Below are 20,322 nucleotides of genomic sequence, written 5' to 3'. Positions count from 1 at the left end.
TGCCATTACTGAGAAGTTACATTCTCTAGCAATTTCTGTTATTTCTATCTGTGTTAGAGTGGGTTCAGAAGATTCCCAGACAGACTCACACAGGAGGTAACACATGTATACAACTAAACGTAATAACCGGTTCCGCATTCTCGTCGTTGGCGTAAGCTTGGGTACGGCTCTTTTGACAGCCGGGACAGGCTTTATTGATAACAGCAGCACAGCCTATGCAGCAACCGCTACTGCTAAAAGTACTGTAAGTACAACTTCCAATACCAGCCTTGCTGAGCAAATTATTGCAACCGGCATGAAGTACAAAGGAGTCAAGTATGAATACGGTGCTGAGGCAGGGAATACGAGCAGCTTTGACTGTTCCTCGTTCACCCAGTACATTTTCGGGCAGCATGACATTTCGCTTTCCCGCTCTTCCAAGCAGCAGTCAACAGACGGAACCTATATCGCCAGAAATCAGCTGCAGCCGGGTGACCTGGTATTCTTTTATTCACCCATTCATCATGTAGCCGTTTATATCGGAGACGGTAAAATCCTGCACACTTATGGAGAAGGCGGCGTAACGGTTACGGATCTGGACAGCGGCTGGTGGGATGAGCACTACACCACTGCACGGAGAGTGCTGCCGTCAGATAGTCAAGACATCAGTAAAGCAGACGCCGGATCAAAAACAGACACCAACAGCGGTTCAGCTGCCGGTTCAGAGAAGAATACATCAGGCACGGACAAACCACAAACCGAAACAGAAACCGCACCACAGACTGCTCCTGCTACGGATACTGCAGCTGACACAGCATCAGATTCATCCGGCAGTTCTTCGCAGGATCAAGCCTCCGGTTTCGGCTGGGGATGGTTCAGCAATTTCCGTTAAGCCGTCAGGCGTAACAATACCGTTACAGCAAACAAGCCGATTCTGTTATTAACAGGATCGGCTTGTTTGTATCTTGAAGCAAAGTACATTTATTTATGTTCAGGAACCAGGTTTACTGACTGGGTATCCATCACCGGATTCCAGTAGCGCTCGATTTCTACAGTCAACGGCTGCGGATAATCAATAGCCTGCAATCCAAAGTTGTAATCATACTCCTCGTCAAATGTTTTAGCCCCCCGGGACATTGATTGTGAAAAGAACCCTTCCCCTCCCGGTCTTGTGTACACTTTTCCGTCTGCATCCGTATAATTCTCTGCCAGTCGCATTATGAAACTGCCTTGCGTCTCAACGGATTCCCGTTTGTTCTGGAAGGTAATCACACCTGATTTTGCTGATTCAGACTGACTTTTTACTGAAAGGCCGTCTGGTGCCTCAATCAACTCACCCCTGTTCAGATCAATTACGAGCTTCAGCTTATTCTTATCAGCCGCTGCGATGCCGAAGGTTTTCAGAGACAGGCTATCCAGCGCAAGGTACTCTTTACTGGTATACACAAGCGTGAACCTGGACCGGTCATTCCAGAGCTCTGAATTGTCTGCTGTAATAGCGGTTGGATAATACGACTTAATAATCTTTTCTCCGCTTCTGCCTATTAGAACAGGATTAATCAGTCCAAAAACCTGACTGGTATTACGCTCATCCACCTTAATATCCACGTAAGTGCTTAATGGGGTAAACAGCACCTGGTTGACTGTAAGCTTTTGTCCGGCAACAGTCAGATCCTGCCTGGCAGTCCATGACCGGTTGCGGTCCTGCATCATATCCGTATCCAGCTTAAAGGAGACCTCCAGACTTGTACGGTATTTATTGCTGCTGGAGCTTAATGCTATATCCGAGGTTTGGGTTAGGACGACGTTGTATTTTGCCTCCTCCGGATAATCCGTTTCAGGTGAAAGAATATTGGAATAGACAAAGTACAGGGTTTCTCCTGCGCGGATCTGGCTGTCATTACCCAGCATCTCAAGGCTTGCACCGATGTTAGCCGCCTTTAAGGCACCAAACTCCAGCCCGAACTCGGCATGGGTAACCGTCTGTTTCGTTTGATTCTGCACACTGTACAAAATGTATACCTGCCTTCCGTCACTTACTGCACCTGTAATTTCCACCTTGAATCCTGCTTTTTCCACTCCTTTATTTACCGGCTGGAGCAGATTCTGATTGAGTGCATTAAGCAGTGGCTTACTCCTGATAAGTGAAGTATCAATTTGGCTGAAATTCATACCGGTGTTAGCCGTATTTTCCGTTTGGACCGTATATTCCACAGCTTCATCGGGGATTTTCAAAAAAGTAAACAACAGTACAACAACCGCAGCAGCGGCCACTGTGATTTTCAGACCCGACATCATCCTTTTTCTCCGGGATAACTGCTTTCCAGTCCTGACGCCGCTTTGCATAGCCTGATAAATCTTCATCTCCGGCATAGCCTCCGTCAGCTGCTTCACTTCATCTGCATTCTGCTGCAGCAGCTGCTCTTCTAATTCCTTCATCGTTTCGCCTCCTTTATTTCTGCAGATAGGCACGCATTTGCTTCAGTCCGTCGCGGAGCCAGGTTTTGACCGTACCCTCCGGCTTCTTCAGCACCTCTGCAATTTGCGGCACCGTCATGTCCTGGTAATACTTAAGCACAATCGTATGCCGGTATTTCGGCTTGAGCCGGTGTATCGCCCGCTCCAGATCAATCCGCTCGTTGCTCTGCATCTCCTGAGCCGCTTCCTCTGACAGCTTTTCCGCCGGGAATACCCGTTTTTTGCGCCTCAGCTCGTCCATACAGCAGTTGATGGTAATCCGGATCAGCCAGGGTGTGAAGGACTGCCCGTCCTTTAGCTTTTTGCGCTTGATCCATGCCCGGCAGGATGCCTCCTGCACCACTTCCAGCGCGTCCGCTTCATTCCGCATATAACTGTAGGCAATGGCATACAATTTGCGGTGCTCGACATACAGCCGTTTGAAAAAAGCCTCTTCATCTAATAAGGCAATATCCGCCTGACGGATCTCATGCATTGTATGCTCCATCCTATTCTGCTCCCCCTCTCCTTTAGGAATACAGCTTCTATATAGGGGCCCCCTATATTGTGTATCTATATGTAAGACGCCGTGCGTGTGCAAAACGATTGATTTCTGTAAACTTTTTCATATTATTTATCTATGATAAGCTGACATAGACATTATAAGCTATTCCATTATATGTACATTTCTGAAGACGGAGGGATTATGCATACTAAAAAAATGATGTGGAGTGCGGCTACCGGACTGATTGCAGTACTATTGATTAGTTGCTTCTTGATCCGGCCACAGCTGCTGGCGCGCTCTACTGACCTTTCAGCGGAGTCAATCGGCGGCGTAAAGGTACGGGATAACATCAGCAGCAGTTCTTTTACAGACATGTATCAGCAGCCGCTGGACAAACAAAATAATGAGATGTACGACTACTATGGATGGGAAGGCGGCTTAAGTACTGCTTCTATTAACAGTGGTTCACAAAAGGGTACCATCCTGCGGCTGATCATCTCCGGCCCGGATAACCCTCTGCAGACTGCGAAAGGCATACATACCGGTGACTCCAAAGAAAAAGTACTGGCGCTCTACGGAAATAAATATTACAAATCAGGTGAACAGGGAGCAGACATCATCGGCTATATTGACCGGGAACAAAAGCTGACTCTGGAGTTCTGGTGTGTAAACGGCAGCGGCGAGGTGGCGGAGATCCGGCTGGATGATGCTGGTGTCAGGTAAATAGTTAGCTGGTATGGTTAAAAGAGTTCCTGGTTTGGGGCACGTTAGGTCTCAGCATACAACCACGAGATATTTAGCGCTGAATGCGTCTACCTCGGCCACACCCGAGCCAATCAACGGCACTTTTACCGCTTATTTCGCCCATCCAGCCGCTTTCGCTGAAATCAACGGCACTTTTACCGCTTATTTCGCCCATCCAGCCGCTTCCGCCGAAATCAAAGGCACTTTTACCGTTGAATGCGTTCACTTTGATCCGAAATAAACAAGACCAGACCCGGATTGACGGGCTGGCCTTATTTATTGAATTAACTAGTCGTCATAACTACCTATCCCTCAACAATTAACCGGCTATACGTAGCCTGTTCCTCCTCCCAGGCAAGCCGGGCAAGCGGAAACGGAGAGATCGCCCTTTCCAGTATCCCCTGGACATGGGCAATGGCTACACCATAATTGACTATGGGCACTCCGCTTGCTGCTGCCTGCTCCATCCGCCAGAGCATCTGCCGGCGGTTGATCATGCAGCCGCCGCAATGAACAATGAGTGCATAATCCTGCACATTGCCGGGAAAACTCATCCCGTTCGCATGATGGAACTCAAGCGTCCGGCCGGTCGCCTGCCTGATCCAGCGGGGCAGCTTGACGCTGCCGATGTCATCCGGCTGGGTATGGTGAGTGCACGGCTCGGCTATCAGCACCTTGTCACCGTCCTGCAGCCGGTCAATAGTCCTGGCGCTCCGGACCAGCTCCTCCAGATTGCCCTTGTGACGGGCAAACAGGATCGAGAATGAGGTAAGCGGAACTTCCGGCGGCGTATCAGCGGCTGCCTTCAGGAACACCTGAGAATCCGTCACAACCATACGCGGCTTACGCCCGAGGCTCTCCAGTGTCAGCCTCAGCTCATGCTCTTTGGTAACAAGAGCAATGGCGTCGCTTTCAAGAATATCCCGGATGGTCTGCTGCTGTGGCAGGATCAGCCTGCCTTTGGGTGCCGCCTTGTCGATTGGAGTAACCAGGACAACAAGGTCTCCCGGCGAGAGCAGATCGCCGATAATCCGGAATTTGTCCTCTTCAGCAGGCACAGCGGCAGACAGCACCTGCCGGAGCGGATGAATTCCCTTCTGCGTCGCAGCAGAAACAGGCATGAACCGGAATCCGAATCGCTCCCGGCATGTATCAGCCTGCTGAGCAGCATTCCGGTCTGCATGTTCCGCTGGCAGCAGATCCGTTTTATTTAAAACCCCGATGACAGGAATATTCCGGCTCTTAAGCAAGCCGGCAATCTGCTCATCATGCGCCGTAGCTCCTTCAAGTGCGTCAATTACTAGGAGCGCCACATCGGTTTTGTACAATACCTCCATCGTTTTCTTCTTCCGCTGCTCGCCCAGCTCGCCTTCATCATCCAGCCCTGCGGTATCAATCAGCACCACCGGCCCGAGCGGAAGCAGCTCCATCGATTTATATACCGGGTCTGTTGTTGTTCCTTGTACAGGTGACACAACAGAGATTTCCTGTCTGGCCAGAGCATTGATGAGACTGGATTTACCGGCATTCCGCTTCCCAAAGACAGCAATATGCAGACGGCTTGCCCGCGGGGAATCATTCAAGCTCATTACTGATCTCTCCCTTTTCCGGGAATACCGGGTTTTGTGAGCTGATTCGGATTCAGAATCTGTTCCACCTTCTCCCCGGGCAAAAGTCCGGAATCCAGCAGCACCTGCCTGATCGTCTTCCCTTCCTCCATTGCCCTTGTTGCAGCTTCCGCGCTTTTGTCATAGCCGATATGGCTAATGAATGCGGCGGCATATACGCCGGAGCGCTCCAGCAGCTCGGTGCACCTGTCACCATTAACAATAATGCCCCGTACACAGCGCTCAGTAAAATGGGTAACCGCACGCTGCAGCAGCTCTAGAGAATCAAGCAGTGCATCTGCAATTAAAGGCAGGAAGGCATTCAGCTCCAGCTGTCCGCTGCCTGAGGCCATTGTTACAGCAGTATCATTGGCGATCACCCGCATCGCTGCTGTTCCGAGCATTTCTGCCATCACCGGATTGACCTTACCGGGCATAATTGAAGATCCGGCCTGTACCGGAGGAAGCTTCAGCTCCCCCAGACCTCCGGCGGGACCGCTTGCCAGTAGGCGCAGGTCGCCCGATATCTTCAGCAGATTCACTGCTGCTGCCTTCAGTAAACCGGATACTTCGGTGAACACATCCATATTCTGTGTACCATCCATAGGGAAGTCACTCCGGGCTAATCCGAATCCGGTCAGCTCCTGCAGCAGTTCTGTCATATAAAATGTATATTTGACGGGAGCATTCATTCCGGTACCGACCGCCGTCCCGCCGATGTTGATCTCCCGAAGCCTTTCTTCTGCCTTATAAAGACGCCAGCGGTCACGCTGAACAGCCCTGGCATATGCACCGAAGCTCTGGCCTGCAGTCACTGGCAGCGCATCCATCAGCTCGGTTCGTCCGAGCTTAAGCACCTCCGCATACTTCAGTTCCTTCTCCTGGAGCGCTTCCTGCAGGGAAGCACAGGCTTCGCTAAGCTTGCGGAGCAGACCGATTGCGGCAATTCTAAGGGCGGTTGGATAGACATCATTGGTAGACTGGCAGCAGTTCACGTGATCCAGCGGATGCACCACCGTATAATCACCCCGTACTCCGCCAAGCAGCTCAACCGCCCGGTTCGCCACAACTTCATTGACATTCATATTAGTGGACGTACCCGCCCCGCCCTGCAGTGCATCTACAACGAATTGGCCGGCAAGTCCGCCTGCGTGAATCTCATTACAAGTCTGCACAATCGCTATTGCGATCTCAGGCGGATAACTGTTCAGCTTCAAGTGAGCTAATGCTGCCGCTTTTTTCACCGTTACCATTGCTCTAATCTGATGAGGATTAACCAGCCTTCCGCTTACTGCAAAATTCTCCAGCGCACGTAGAGTATGAATCCCGTAATAGGCAGACACCGGTACCTCCAATGTTCCTAGCGCATCCTGTTCCAGACGAAATCCGCCGCTTGTTTCCACGAAGATCGCCCCTTATGAATTAACGTGCATAATCTCCAGCACGCGCGGCAGGATGCCTTTGAAGTAAGCAAAGGCAATACCGTAATTCGTAATCGGCACACCCTGGGCACCGGAGTCTGTCAGCCGGTTCATCAGCTGCTTACGGTTGAAGATGCAGCCGCCGCAGTGGACAACCAGCTTATATTCAGACAGATCTGAGGGAAAGTCAGGACCGACGCTAGAGCGGATTTCCAGACCTCCGCCGGCTGTATCCTGCAGCTTTCTTTTCACCAGCTCGCGGTCAATCTCACCATTATGCGGATGATGGATACAAGCTTCCGACAACAGCACCTTATCCCCTGGCTGTAGTCTCGAAATAGCTTCTGCCCCTGTGACGAAGGTGGTGAGATCCCCCTTAAACCTTGCCATCAGGATCGCGAAGGTGGTCAGCGGCACATTGGACGGCAGGATCTCGTTCACACTGTCATACACCTGGGAGTCCGTAATGACCAGATCCGGCATACCCTTTAGATTCATCAGCAGTGTAGGCAGCTCAACCTCTGTAACGGACAGAGCCATTACATGATGATCGAGCAAATCCCGCAGGATCTGCTGCTGGGAAGCAACCAGCCTGTACTTGGGTGCCGGAATCGTATCCGGCATGACCATTACGACCACTTCCCCCGGATGGACCAGATCGCCTAGAATGGTAGGACGCTCAAATTCTGCCGGGGCATATTCACGGATCGCATGGCGCAGACTGCCAAAGTTAATGTTTCTGCGCGAGCTGACCTTGACAAACGGAATGTTCAGCTCGCTTTTCAACTGATCGAGATCCACATAATGATCATCTACCTTGGCAATAACGCCGATCACCGGAATGTTGCGCTTGGCAAGCTCCTGGTACCATTCCTTCTCCAGCTTGTAATCATCCTCTTCCCCGGAGAAGATCAGGAGACTGAGATCGGTCAGATCCATAACCTCGCGGGTCTTCTGGACCCGAAAAGGCCCTGTATCGTGATCCCCATCGATGCCTGCCGTATCAATAATGATGACGGAGCCGATTTTGGGCAGCTCATATGCCTGAAACACCGGTTCTGACGTTGTGCCCGGCTGATCGCCGACAACCTGATAGGGGATGCCGGTCAGCGCATTGATCAGACTGGACTTCCCGGAATTGCGCCGGCCGAAGACTGCGATGTGCATCTTGCCCGGCTGCGGTGTGGTTTGCATGGCCAATCTCTCCTTATGGTTCTATTAAAAGCGCAGGTCCCGTTCGCCGTTCTCCAGCCGCTGCAGCCGTTCACGGGTAATTTTTCGTGCTGCTTCCTTCGGAATGTCATCAAGCCCCTTGCGGATAATTTCTTCTCCCAGCGCCTGGGTTTCTGCATCGGCATAATCAAGCAGATACTCCTTGAAGGTCAACAGCGAATTCGGCTGGCAGACATTATGGATCTGCCCTGACTTGGCCAGCCGCATAAACCGGTCGCCCGTCCGCCCCTCCCGGTAGCAGGCTGTACAATAGCTGGGAACATAGCCGTCCCTGCACAGCCCCCGGATAATCTCCTCCGGTGAACGGTGGTCGCCCACCTCGAATTGCGGCTTTTCTTTTGACGCCCCCGCTGTGCCCTGCTTCGCCTCCATATAGCCGCCGACCCCGGTGCTTGATCCGGCACTGACCTGGGAAATCCCGAGCTGGATAACCTCATCCCGGAAGGCCGGCTCCTCCCGGGTGGACAGGATCATGCCCGCATAAGGCACCGCCAGCCGCAGAACGGCAACCAGCTGCTTGAACTCCTCATCCTTAACCAGATAAGGATACATTTCAAGACTTACATTGGCCGCTTCCCTCAGACGCGGTACAGAAACAGTATGCGGCCCAACGCCGAACCGCTCTTCCAGGTGCTCGGCATGCATCAGCATAGCGACCGTATCGTATTTGTAGTCATACAGTCCGTACAATACGCCTACACCAACATCATCAATACCGCCCAGCTGTGCCCGGTCCATCGCTGTTGTGTGCCAGTCATAGTCATGCTTCGGCCCGTTCTTGTGCAGCGCAGCATAAGTCGGCCTGTGATAGGTCTCCTGAAAAAGAATATAGGTCCCGATCTCCGCATCCCGCAGCTTCTGGTAATCCTCGACTGTAGTTGCCGCAATATTGATATTAACCCGGCGGATACTGCCGTTGTTGACCTTGACGGAATACACCGTTTTAATGGAATCGGTTACATAATCAATATCACAGTGGACGGGATCTTCACCCGCTTCAATGACCAGACGTTTATGGCCTAGCTCCTGAAGCACACGCACCTCACCTGCAAGCTCATCCCTGTTCAGCTTCCGGCGCACAAAATCCTGGTTAGAGTGCTTATACCCGCAGTATTCGCAGTTATTGACACAATAGTTGCTGATATACAGCGGCGCAAACAGGACGATGCGGTTACCGTAGATTTTCTCCTTAATGACTTTCGCTGACTTGTAAATGTCCTGCAGAATATCCTCATCCCTGACCTCCAGCAGCACTGCCGCTTCCCGGTGGCTTAACCCCTTGCAGGCTCTTGCTTTATCCAAAATAGACTGGACAACGCTCCGGTTTCCGGCCGTCCGCCCCGCTTCCTGCAGGCTGGCTGTAATCTCCGCGTCGTCGATGAAGTCCGCCGGTTCCCAATCCTTGCGCAAATGTGCCATCCTCCTTAGCATATAATTGCTCAGTATTTCGTCCGCACCGTATAATGCGTATGCAGCAGCTCATGGGCCAGATGGCTGTTCGGCTCGCCGAGGAACTCGGCGTACAGCTGCTTAATGAACGGATTGTGGTGGGATTTGCGGACAGTCTGGGCTTCGTCCTCGGAATAGATCGCTTTGGCGCGCAGCGCTTTGACATCGATCCGGCTGCTGTCCGCAGCGTTTAGAATTGGCTGTCCTCCGCCTGTAATACAGCCGCCGGCGCAGGCCATGACTTCCATGAAGTCATAACTCTTCTCTCCGCGCTGCATGGCCTCCATTAATTTACGGGCATTGCCAAGCCCGTGGACTACAGCTGTCCGGATTTTGCGGCCGTCCGGCAGCTCAACCGTATTTTCCTTAATGCCGTCCATCCCGCGTACAGCGGTATACTCAATAGAATCGAGCGGCTGGCCGGAGACCAGCTCAAAGACGGTACGCAGCGCCGCTTCGGATACTCCGCCTGTCGCCCCGAAGATTGTACCTGCTCCAGAGCCTACACCGAGCGGATTATCAAATTCCTCATCCTTCAGATTTACAAAATCAATCCCCGCCTCCTTAATCATCGCGGCCAGCTCGCGGGTCGTAAGCACCCAGTCCACATCCTGCATGTCATGATTAGACAGCTCCTCACGTGCACCTTCAAACTTCTTGGCCGTGCAGGGCATGATGGAGACAACGGTGATCTTCTGCGGATCTAGTCCAAGCTTGCCGGCAAAATAAGATTTAACCATCGCCCCTTCCATCTCATGCGGCGATTTGCAAGTGGACAGGTTATCCAGCATATCAGGGAAGTTATGCTCCATGAACTTCACCCAGCCCGGGCAGCAGGAGGTCATCAGCGGCAGTTTCTGTCCGCTGGCCAGCCGGGAGAGCAGCTCGGTGCCTTCCTCCATAATGGTCAGATCCGCCCCGAAGACGGTGTCGAATACCTTATCGAAGCCGAGCCGGCGCAGCGCGGCAACCATTTTGCCGGTTGTGCGGGTACCGACCTGCAGTCCGAACTCTTCTCCAAGGGCTACTCTTACAGCCGGGGCCGTCTGCACAACGACATACTGACCGGTGTCAGCGATAGCATCCCATACATCGCGGATATTCTCATGCTCGGTCAAAGCGCCGACCGGACAGGCCATAATACACTGGCCGCAGTTGACACAGGTTGACTCTGCCAGCGGACGGCCGAAGGCTGTAGAGATTACAGTGTCAAAGCCGCGCTTGGCAAAACCGATAGCGCCAACGGTCTGCACTGTACCGCAGGCGCCGACACACCGTCCGCAGAGGATGCATTTGGAGGCATCCCGTACAATTGCCGGGGACGAATAATCCTTTTCCCGGCTGGAATGCTCACCGGTATACGTCACTTTGCGGATGTTAAGCGAATTCGATACACTCTGCAGCTCGCAATTGCCGCCGCGTGAGCAGCTGAGGCATTCCCGGTCATGATCGGAGAGCAGCAGCTTGACTGATGTCCTCCGGGCATCGCGGACCTTCTTGGTATTCGTCTGAATCTTCATGCCTTCCTCGGCGATCAGCGTACAGGAGGCAATTAGCCGCGGTCCGACCTCGACCACACAGACCCGGCAGCTGGAGGAATGATTAACTCCCTGCAGATAACAGAGGGAAGGGATATTTATACCTTGATCCCGGGCGGCTTCCAGCACAGTGGTGCCTTTGACGATTTCCGTCTCGATCCCGTCGATCATGATTTTGACCGTGTTCAAGCTGATCACTCCTATCGTCAGACTATCGCTACCGCCTTGAACTTGCATACATCGAAGCAGACTCCGCATTTGATGCAGGCCGCCTTATCAATCACATACGGCTCCTTCATCTTGCCGGAAATCGCGTCGCTCGGGCATTTCCGGGCACACAGGCTGCAGCCGCGGCACAGCTGCGCATCAATCTCATAGGAGATCAGCGCTTTACAGACACCTGCCGGGCATTTGCTGTCCGTTATGTGAGCGAGATATTCCTCACGGAAATATTTTAAAGTGGACAGTACCGGGTTCGGAGCCGTCTGCCCCAGTGCACACAGGGAAGCATTCTTGATCTGCAGGGACAGCTGCTCCATATGTTCAAGATCCTCCAGGGTACCTTTACCGGAAGTGATTTTATCCAGCATCTCCAGCAGACGTTTGGTTCCGATCCGGCACGGGGTACATTTGCCGCACGATTCATCTCTGGTGAAATCCAGGTAGAACCTTGCAACATCGACCATGCAGGTATCCTCATCCATAATGATCATTCCGCCTGAGCCCATCATCGAGCCAAGGCTGGTCAAGGTATCAAAATCAATCGTACAGTCCAGATGCTCCTCAGTCAGACAGCCGCCGGACGGGCCGCCGGTCTGGACAGCCTTGAATTTTTTGCCTCCGGGAATACCGCCGCCAATCTCAAAAATAACCTCACGCAGCGTAATACCCATCGGGACCTCAACCAGGCCTGTATTCACCACCTTGCCGCCAAGCGCGAATACTTTGGTGCCCTTCGACTTTTCCGTGCCGATTGCGGCATACCAATCTGCGCCGTTCAGAATAATCTGTCCGATGTTGGCGAGCGTCTCCACATTGTTGATAATGGTCGGCTGGCCCCACAGCCCTTCAACGGCCGGGAACGGCGGCTTCGGCGTCGGCATCCCACGATGTCCTTCAATCGAGTGGATCAGCGCAGTTTCTTCCCCGCAGACAAATGCGCCTGCGCCAAGACGCACCTCAATGTTAAAAGCAAACCCCGTGCCAAAAATATCATCGCCCAGTAGTCCATATTCCCTGGCCTGATCCAGCGCTTTCGAGAACCGCTGGACAGCAATCGGATATTCTGCCCGTACATAGATGAACCCCTGGTTCGCACCTATGGCATAACCTGCTATCGCCATCGCCTCAATAACGGAATGCGGATTACCCTCCAGAATCGAACGGTCCATGAACGCCCCCGGATCGCCCTCATCAGCATTGCAGATGACATACTTCTGTGGTTTGTTCTGCCGGGCAGCGAACTCCCACTTCAGTCCGGTCAGGAAGCCGCCGCCGCCCCGGCCGCGCAGGCCGGACCTTTTTACGATGTCAATAACCTGCTCGGTGCTCATTGTTGTAAGCACTTGGGCCAGCGCACGGTAGCCGTCACTCGCGATATACTCATCTATCACTTCAGGGTCGATTACACCGCAGTTGTGCAGCGCAATCCGCACCTGTTTTTTATAGAAATCGGTTTCTTCGAAATTCAGCAGTTCATCGCCCTGGCGGGTCTTCTCATAAATCTTCTTGTCATACGGCTTGCCGTTTACCAGATGCTGCTCGACCAGCGCCGGAATATCCTTGATCTCCACCCGGCTGTAAAAAATCCCCTCAGGATAGACGATCACAACCGGGCCCAGCTCACACAGCCCAAAACAGCCGGTGCGGACGATCTCCACCTCAGTCTGGATGCCGCGGCCGGTGACTTCCTGCTCCAGCGCAGCAATGATTTTATTGGAATCCGACGATGTGCAGCCTGTGCCTCCGCATACCATCACTGATCTGAACGAAACCGATTCTCCTGATGCCCCGCTAATCCTCCGGTTATCCAGCCGTCCCTGGGTAAGCGTGCGGATGGCATCAAGATCCGTTAACAGCTTCATGCCGATACCTCCCGTTAACATTTTGCGTGTACTGCCGGAACTAGTTATATTCCTTAAGCATTTTAGGCACGGCGTTCGGCGTCAGGCGTCCATGCACCTTTTCCCCAATGGTCAGAACAGGGGCCAGCCCGCAGGCTCCCAGGCAGCGTGTTGCTTCCAGCGTAAATTTATCGTCCTCTGTTGTCCCCTGAACCGGAACCTTCAGCTCTGTGCTGAGCCGGTCCAGTATGCCTTGAGCCCCTTTAATGTAGCAGGCGGTGCCCATGCAGACATGGATAACATGCTCCCCCTTCGGAGTAAGCGAAAAAAAATGATAGAACGACGCAACGCCGTAGATTTCACTCATGGGCAAATCAAGCTCTGCGGACACCACCTGAAGCACGGGCTCAGGCAAAAATCCGTATACATCCTGAACCTCATGCAATACAGGAATTAAAGCACCCTTCATCTGCTTAAACTGGCCGATTGCCAGCTTGATCTGCTCCAGCTTCCGGTCGGCTTCGGCTATGGTGCTGTTGCTGCAAGGTTGATGTTGTTCCACTCAGACGGCTCCCTTCGATCCGATTTAGAGCAGCTCATGCTCATGTCTAAGCTTAAGGCGGCTCCAGCGGCGCTCGATTTCATTCTCAAAATCCTGCAGCTGCTCCGCGTCATTCACCAGATGCTTCGTTTTGCCCATACGCTTCAGCCAGTCGACCGCAGGGATACGTTTGCCTTTGTCCTCCGGATTATAGGTGATGCGGGTGATACCCTGTTCAATCTCATACAGCGGGAAAAAGCAGGAATCCACCGCTGCCTTCACCAGCTCATTGCCCTGATCATCCGGCGTTTTCCAGTTGAGCGGACAAGCACAGAGTATTTTACCGTAGGCGGTTCCGACGTTGTTGGCGTACCACTGGGCTTTGGCCGCTTTTTGCAGCAGGTCCTGGGGATTGCTCTCCGCTCCGGTGAACACATAAGGAATGTTGCAGGCAGCGAGAATTTGGGCGGTATCCTTGTGATGGCCTTTTTTGCCCTTTTGCGCAACACCGACGCCAGATGTACTGGTCATATGCCCCACCGGGGTGCTGTAAGACAGCTGCGATCCGGTATTCATATAGCCTTCGTTGTCATATTCCAGAATGATCATTTTATGATTGCGCAGCGCTGCACCTACGGTTGCCCCCATCCCGATATCCATGCCGCCGTCCCCGGAGACCATGACAAAGGTGACATCATCCGCAACCTTAATTTCGCCGCGCCGTTTCAGTTCATAGAACGCATCCACCATGCCGGCCAGCGTTGCTGCCCCGTTCTGGAATAGATTGTGCACGAAGGTCTGCTTATGCGAGGAATACGGGTAGCTTGCAGTAACTACATAAGCGCAGCCGGTCTGGAAGAGCACAACCATATCCCCTTCTATTCCTTTAAAAAAGAGCTCCAGCGCTGACAGCGCACCACAGCCGGGACAAGCGCCATGTCCGGGAGCAAGCCGGTGCGGCTTTACGGTCAATTGCCGCAGCGGCGGCAGCTTCACCTTGAGCAGTCCCGTTTCTTCATTCTGTGTGACCTGGATCAGCCCCGTTTTGTAGGCATTCCCGTGCAGAGGCTCCATTACCGGAGCAAGTGCATCCTTTTCTTCGCCCGGATAGTAGCCGTAGTAGTCAAAAGGCTTCTCTGCATAGCCCTTTGCGGCCGCATCGATTGCCAGCTGGAAAAAGGCTGCTGCATCGTCGGCATAAAAATCCTTGCCGCCCAGTCCAAAGATCCGGGAGAGGACAACCGTGCTGTTATCGGGATCAGCCTGCAGCGCGGAACGGATCTCATGGGTGAGATTGCCGCCTTGGGCGCCGTAGGAATCAGCCCGCTCGCCTACCAGCAGCGCTTTGACATTTTTCAGTGCGGCACGCAGCTGTTCAGCCGGGAATGGACGGATGATGTTAGGACGGATCAGCCCGGCCTTTATTCCTTGGTCACGCAGCTGGTCAACGGTATCCTTCGCTGTCTCTCCGGCAGAATTGAGCAGAAATACAGCGTATTCAGCATCTTCCATCCGGTACAGATCGAGCACCTTATATTCACGGCCGGACAACAGCGCATAGTCTCTGGCAATCTCGCTGTACACGTCGCCCGCTTTCTCCAAGGCTTCAGACAGCTGATAGTGGTTGTTCAGCAGATCATCCCCGCCCATATGGGCGCCGATGGTTACCGGACGGGCCGGGTCGGACACATTCGGATAGCTGTGGTTCGGGTTCGGCCCGACAAAGCTCTGAACGACGCTATTGTCCTTAAAATATTTCACCTTACGCTTCTGATGCGAGGTGAAAAATCCGTCATACGCGACCATTACCGGCAGCCTTACCTCTGAATGCTCCGCTATTTTCAGCGCCATAATGTTCATGTCATAGACCGCCTGCGGTGTGCTTGCCGTCAGAATGACCCAGCCCGTGTTCAATCCGTAATAGAGGTCTGAGTGGTCGCCGCGGATATCCAGCGGTCCGCTGACCGCACGGGTTACAAGGTTAAGCACCATCGGAAACCGGGTGCCCGACTGGGTGGGCAGCTGCTCCAGCATGTACAGGAAGCCTTGCGAGCTGGTTGCGTTTATCACCCGCGCCCCTGCCATCGCAGCCCCATAGCAGATTCCCGCCGAGCCATGCTCACCGTCTGCGGCAACGAGCTGAATATCATGCTGGCCGCGGGCTTTCATCTGGTCAAGATATTGGGCAACCTCGGTCGAGGGGGTAATCGGAAAATAGCCCATCATATGATAGTTAATCTGTGCAGCAGCGGTAGCCGCCATTTCATTGCCGGATTCGAAGCAGGTGACCTGCTCAGCCGGCAATGCTCCGGATAATTGATTTTCACTAACAGCCATTGGTGAGTTCCTCCCTCTTCAATTAACAGAACACTTGGGCAACACGGTGCTGCTCGGCATATCCAGGCTCTTCACGCAGGCTGGTCAGCGCATCGGTCGGGCAGGCTTCAATACATTTCAGACAGCCCTTACAGTACTGGTAATCGATACCCTTCAATACCTGCTGCATCCGCCCGCGTTTATCGGCTTCCGCTTCCCACACGAAGCAGTAATCCGGACACACATTATCGCAGGCTGCGCAGCTGATGCATGTATCAGCATGGAACTCCGGCAGCAGTCCGGCCCGTGAGCCGCCCAGATCCTTCAATATGCTGTTTCCCTGTGCCGTAATTACGCCGCCAGGCAGCTGTGTTTTATATCCGAGCAAGGACTGCACCCGCTTAAAGGGCTTGATCTGTGAACCCTCCGGTACTTCATAGGTCATGAACTGCACCTCATTGTAGCCCCGGTCGAACGTGCGGAGGTTAGGCTCCACGAGCTGCGGATATTTCTTCTCAAAGGTCCGGCGGATAACGGTGCGCATCGCTTCGGGATCAAGAAAATCACAGATACGGAACATGGCCCCGAGCATGGCTGTGTTAATCTTGGTCTTCTCCTCCACTGCAATTCCCATCGCATCAATCAGCGCAACTGTGCCGGACTCCACCGTCAGACTGGCCCGCACCTCAGCAAAGCCGCGGGTGGTATTGACCAGAATCACCCCGTCCGGCTGCAGGCCGCTGGCAACATTCACAATCTTGTAGAGCGCTTCATGAAAAACAGCAATCAGATGCGGCTGCTCAATCGGACTGTGATCCCGTATTTCCATTTCAGGATCACAGAACCGGACAAAGGTTTTGACGGGTGAGCCTTTTTTCTCCGAGCCGTAGGACGAGAAGTTCGCGGCATTGAAGCCCAGCTCCAGCGCTCCGGTCTCGGCCAGCATTTTGCCGGCCAGGTTGGCGCCAAGTCCGCCGATGGATTCCAGGCGGATTTCATAGAAGCCGAGTGCATTTTTCTTGGTCAAGGTAGACAACGGGTTTCCTCCTTAATAGTGAAAATATTCACTTACTGTTTTATAGTTGTACGTTAAATCTGTAGTGATCCCCCGGCTAAATTCCATCCGGTAGCCGGAGACGGCGATCCGCATTTCAAGGCAGCTGCGGCAATGCTCCGGTTCATCGCCCATGCAGATTTTTTGCTCATACAGGGCATATTTGCTGCGGATCTGTAGCGGTGACAGGATGGGCATGACGACATTTGCTCCTGCTTGGATCGCTTTTTCACGGCCGGACGGGTCCAGTGTGCCCATAGCAGTCGTTGCAGGCATTAGAGCATCCGGCACCATAAGTCTGGCCATCGCGATCATCACCAGCGTATCTTCCACCGTCCCGCCCGCCGCTCCGTTAAGCGGTGTTGCGCTGTGCGGGATAAACGGGCCGATGCCGATCATCTCGGGATGGAATTCTTTTAGAAACAGCAGATCCTCGGCAAGATGCCGGTGTGTCTGGCCGGGAAGCCCGACCATGAAGCCCGCCCCCACCTGATAGCCGATCTCCCTGAGGATGCGCAGGCACTCCATGCGGTTATCGAACGACATGCCCGGATGCAGCGATTCGTACAGTGTGCGTGATGCCGTTTCATGACGTAGCAGATAGCGGTCCGCCCCGGCATTATATAATGCTTGGTAAAAAGCCTCACTCCGTTCACCAACCGACAGTGTTATCGCAGTATCCGGGAAGAACAGCTTAAGCTTGCGGACGATGGAGGTCATTACTTTTTCAGTGTAAAAAGCATCCTCCCCGCTCTGAAGCACAATTGACCTATAACCAAGCTTGTAGCCTTCCACCGCACATTCGAGAATTTCTTCCTCTGTGAGCCGGTACCGCTCCGCATTCAGATTGGACCTGCGCAGTCCGCAATAGAGGCAATCCTGTCTGCAATAGCTGGAGAATTCAATCAATCCGCGAGAGTAAACGCTTACATCATAATACTGCTTACGAACCTCTGAAGCCCGGCCATACAGCTGCTGCTTCAGTTCAGGAGTAAGGTTCTTGAGAAACCAGACGATTTCTTCTGCTGTCAGCTCCTGCTGCTCTGATAATTTGCTAAGCAATGCTTCCATCATTCAGTGGCCACCGTCCCTTGCGGCAGGCTAAATCCATAGTGATGTCTGCTCCTCGATAAATACTAAAAAAGTTTACTCGGTAAGAATACTTTAGACTATGCCGCACCCGAATTTTAAATGCCGGGTTTTGACTGCTGCTTATGATCTTTTTGGGAATTGTTGAAAAGTTTATGCATAACGGGTATGCCGACAGGGTTTGTCGGAGATGTGTCATTCTCAGTCTAATTGAGAATCGGGGTGGATTGCTTCTACTTAAATAGAAAATCCGCACGGAACAAAATTCAACCTGTTGCTGATCTCCCGTATATTAGCCCCCAGGTAACTACATTCGCAGAATTTTGGATAAATCTTTTCACGTGAATAAAGCACCTGAACCTGCCATAATGGCAGTATTCAAGTGCTATCATTTATATAATGTTAGGTACTCTGCATACTAGTCCGTACAATCAAACATTCTTTACAAAAATAGAAGTTAAGATAAGCCTCCCCTAAACGGAAGACAAGTTCTTCATATATTAGTCCCTCGGAACCATAATCTTCGCTGCATATAGTTGCAACATACCTCATTTCACTTGCACAACTAGGACAATTAGTTTCTGTTGACTCAAGAGGAATTAACGGATTATCTAGTACTCTACAAATGTATTCTGAACCAAAAGCATTAAAGGCTAAATCCATTGCATGATCATCATTTGGATCAGGGTTATCCTTTTTTTGCAGCTCTATTAATTTCATCGCTACTTCAGGCAGAGGGTACACAACAATGTCTTCCTCCTCTGCAATCCAATGTTCCTCATCCTCCATCGTAATGATAGAGACGTTATGTTCCACAACATTCAATTTGAATTGCTGCGGTGACCAGTATGAAGAGCAATTCAGACAAGATATGAGAGGAAGTTCCATCGATTTCTCATTCGACAACTCACTCAAATTCTCATCAAGCAAGTCAAATGTTAGTAATAAATGAATATGTGTTTTGCAGTTAGGACAAACCGGGGTTTTCCACCTTTCCCCACCAAAGCGATGAGAAAAATCACTCTTTCCTTTCAAAGCTCTAAACCCTTTTGTTTTCACTTTTACCATCCTCTCATCCATTATTATTTTTTAAGGCGGCTACTATAAAGCGTTTGCCCATATCGTGTAGCTTCCTTAAGTCTTTCGTTATACTTTCGTCCAAAATTTCTTTTTACGCACCATACATTTTTTCCATTCTCTGTCTAGTACTGAGGCAAGTAAGGTATCATCTCTCATTGATTTATTACCCTTACCTGCAAAAGTTCGTGTTTTCGCATGATCAGTCTTGCTCATTAACACTGCTGGCCCTCTATCTCTACTTATACCAATTTTTTTATTAAATGTATTTTGAGCTATATGGTGGCCGACCTCATTTCCACTCTTCGTTGCATCCACGGCCTTAAAGCTCCCACCCTTTACCTTACTTACAACTTTTGCAGCTTCTTCAACACGCTCCGCAACACGTGCTCCCTTGGTAACAGCAGAAACAGCTCTAGTACCATGTGCAGCAGTGGAGCTGCCCCTGTCGGATCAGTAAATGAAGCAATATCTGCCACAATCCAAGCAGCACCCGAAACTATAATAATAGACTAATAGATGATACCACGATCAAGAACGTATGCATGTCATAATTTGTCTAAGTCCGGGGTATATCCTACACAGATACAAAAAGGTGGAGAAATCTATCCACTTTCCATCACACATTAACAGCGGCGAAAATGGGTCGTTAGACTGGACCTACAGGTCAAAAATGCGGAAGAACGACGGCTATGAGAAAGCTACTGCTTTTTATGCATAAAATCCGCTTCAAAATGTTGGTGATTATCCTCGCCTGCATGCTGACGGCTGCGCTGTCCATCAGCCTGATCGCCATCAAGGGGATTTTTCCTTTTGATTCCACTCGTTCAACCCAATGCGCGCCCCACCAAAGGGATTTTTCCCTTTCATTCCACTCCCTCAACCCAAAACGGGCTCCACCAAAGGGATTTTTCCCTTTCATTCCACTCGTTCAACCCAATGCGCGCCCCATCAAAGGGATTTTTCCCTTTCATTCCACTCCCTCAACCCAAAACGGGCTCCACCAAAGGGATTTTTCCCTTTCATTCCACTCTCTCAACCCAAAACGGGCTCCACCAAAGGGATTTTTCCCGTTGATTCCACTCGTTCAACCCAAAGCGGGCTCCACCAAAGGGATTTTTCCCTTTGATTCCACTCTCTCAACCCAAAACGGGCTCCACCAAAGGGATTTTTCCCTTTGATGGAGCCCTATCACTTCAAAGTACTCACTTCCCGCATCGTCGGCGTCCCACACGGTCTCTACCAGCTC

Annotated in this window: 16 protein-coding genes and 1 pseudogene; 3 read left to right on the top strand and 14 right to left on the bottom strand. The window is 51.9% G+C overall.

Features of this window, described 5'->3' with window-relative positions:
• Window positions 1-103: 103 nt before the first annotated feature.
• Window positions 104-625: pseudogene (locus tag R70331_RS14755) on the top strand (C40 family peptidase); the annotation flags it as partial.
• Window positions 626-960: 335 nt separating this feature from the next.
• Here R70331_RS14755 and R70331_RS14750 read toward each other — a convergent pair.
• Together R70331_RS14750 and R70331_RS14745 are read right to left on the bottom strand one after the other, a co-directional pair.
• Window positions 961-2,418, bottom strand: coding sequence for a DUF4179 domain-containing protein (locus R70331_RS14750; RefSeq protein ID WP_042176715.1), 1,458 nt, complete (start codon window positions 2,416-2,418; stop codon window positions 961-963).
• Between the two features lie 13 nt (window positions 2,419-2,431).
• Complete coding sequence (locus tag R70331_RS14745) at window positions 2,432-2,944, bottom strand: sigma-70 family RNA polymerase sigma factor (RefSeq protein WP_156131131.1); 513 nt, start codon at window positions 2,942-2,944, stop codon at window positions 2,432-2,434.
• Window positions 2,945-3,142: 198 nt separating this feature from the next.
• On the opposite strand from R70331_RS14745, the gene R70331_RS14740 reads away from it, so the two are divergent.
• Entirely contained in the window at window positions 3,143-3,664 is a 522-nt protein-coding gene (locus R70331_RS14740; RefSeq protein WP_042176713.1) for a hypothetical protein, read from the top strand.
• A gap of 326 nt (window positions 3,665-3,990) precedes the next feature.
• On the opposite strand, the gene hydF (R70331_RS14735) is transcribed toward R70331_RS14740, so the two are convergent.
• The 12 genes from hydF (R70331_RS14735) to R70331_RS14680 all read right to left on the bottom strand — a co-directional run bounded on the left by hydF (R70331_RS14735) (window position 3,991) and on the right by R70331_RS14680 (window position 19,391).
• Complete coding sequence (gene hydF, locus R70331_RS14735) at window positions 3,991-5,274, bottom strand: [FeFe] hydrogenase H-cluster maturation GTPase HydF (protein ID WP_042176712.1); 1,284 nt, start codon at window positions 5,272-5,274, stop codon at window positions 3,991-3,993.
• Window positions 5,274-6,695 carry an aspartate ammonia-lyase gene (locus R70331_RS14730; protein WP_197071335.1) on the bottom strand — a complete coding sequence of 474 codons (1,422 nt, stop codon included), beginning with the start codon at window positions 6,693-6,695 and terminating at the stop codon, window positions 5,274-5,276. Before R70331_RS14730 ends, hydF (R70331_RS14735) begins: the two co-directional genes overlap by 1 nt.
• Window positions 6,696-6,707: 12 nt before the next feature.
• The gene (hydF, locus tag R70331_RS14725) at window positions 6,708-7,907 is read right to left on the bottom strand and encodes a [FeFe] hydrogenase H-cluster maturation GTPase HydF (RefSeq protein ID WP_042176708.1); all 1,200 of its coding nucleotides are present in this window, start codon (window positions 7,905-7,907) and stop codon (window positions 6,708-6,710) included.
• A 24-nt stretch (window positions 7,908-7,931) separates the two neighbouring features.
• A complete protein-coding gene (gene hydG, locus R70331_RS14720; RefSeq protein ID WP_042176707.1) occupies window positions 7,932-9,365 on the bottom strand; it encodes a [FeFe] hydrogenase H-cluster radical SAM maturase HydG in 1,434 nt (477 codons plus the stop codon).
• Between the two features lie 20 nt (window positions 9,366-9,385).
• On the bottom strand, window positions 9,386-11,131 hold the full coding sequence (locus R70331_RS14715) for an NADH-dependent [FeFe] hydrogenase, group A6 (protein ID WP_231576510.1): 1,746 nt from the start codon (window positions 11,129-11,131) through the stop codon (window positions 9,386-9,388).
• Between the two features lie 8 nt (window positions 11,132-11,139).
• Window positions 11,140-13,017 carry an NADH-quinone oxidoreductase subunit NuoF gene (nuoF, locus tag R70331_RS14710; RefSeq protein WP_081947623.1) on the bottom strand — a complete coding sequence of 626 codons (1,878 nt, stop codon included), beginning with the start codon at window positions 13,015-13,017 and terminating at the stop codon, window positions 11,140-11,142.
• Between the two features lie 40 nt (window positions 13,018-13,057).
• Window positions 13,058-13,558: an NADH-quinone oxidoreductase subunit NuoE gene (nuoE, locus tag R70331_RS14705; protein ID WP_081947622.1), complete on the bottom strand. Its 501-nt coding sequence runs from the start codon at window positions 13,556-13,558 to the stop codon at window positions 13,058-13,060.
• Window positions 13,559-13,582: 24 nt separating this feature from the next.
• The gene (locus tag R70331_RS14700) at window positions 13,583-15,874 is read right to left on the bottom strand and encodes a thiamine pyrophosphate-dependent enzyme (protein WP_042176704.1); all 2,292 of its coding nucleotides are present in this window, start codon (window positions 15,872-15,874) and stop codon (window positions 13,583-13,585) included.
• Between the two features lie 22 nt (window positions 15,875-15,896).
• A complete protein-coding gene (locus R70331_RS14695) occupies window positions 15,897-16,889 on the bottom strand; it encodes a 2-oxoacid:acceptor oxidoreductase family protein (protein ID WP_042176701.1) in 993 nt (330 codons plus the stop codon).
• 12 nt (window positions 16,890-16,901) lie between these two features.
• Complete coding sequence (hydE, locus tag R70331_RS14690) at window positions 16,902-17,978, bottom strand: [FeFe] hydrogenase H-cluster radical SAM maturase HydE (protein ID WP_042182710.1); 1,077 nt, start codon at window positions 17,976-17,978, stop codon at window positions 16,902-16,904.
• A 420-nt stretch (window positions 17,979-18,398) separates the two neighbouring features.
• Window positions 18,399-19,064, bottom strand: a complete 666-nt coding sequence (locus R70331_RS14685; protein WP_052419065.1) for a hypothetical protein — start codon at window positions 19,062-19,064, stop codon at window positions 18,399-18,401.
• A 78-nt stretch (window positions 19,065-19,142) separates the two neighbouring features.
• Complete coding sequence (locus tag R70331_RS14680) at window positions 19,143-19,391, bottom strand: hypothetical protein (protein ID WP_042176696.1); 249 nt, start codon at window positions 19,389-19,391, stop codon at window positions 19,143-19,145.
• A gap of 374 nt (window positions 19,392-19,765) precedes the next feature.
• On the opposite strand from R70331_RS14680, the gene R70331_RS14675 reads away from it, so the two are divergent.
• The gene (locus tag R70331_RS14675) at window positions 19,766-20,254 is read left to right on the top strand and encodes a hypothetical protein (protein ID WP_042176694.1); all 489 of its coding nucleotides are present in this window, start codon (window positions 19,766-19,768) and stop codon (window positions 20,252-20,254) included.
• Window positions 20,255-20,322: the final 68 nt, after the last annotated feature.

The organism is Paenibacillus sp. FSL R7-0331 (assembly GCF_000758645.1).
GTDB classification, from domain to species: Bacteria; Bacillota; Bacilli; order Paenibacillales; family Paenibacillaceae; genus Paenibacillus_AQ; species Paenibacillus_AQ camerounensis.
This window is presented reverse-complemented; position numbering and strand designations above follow the sequence as displayed.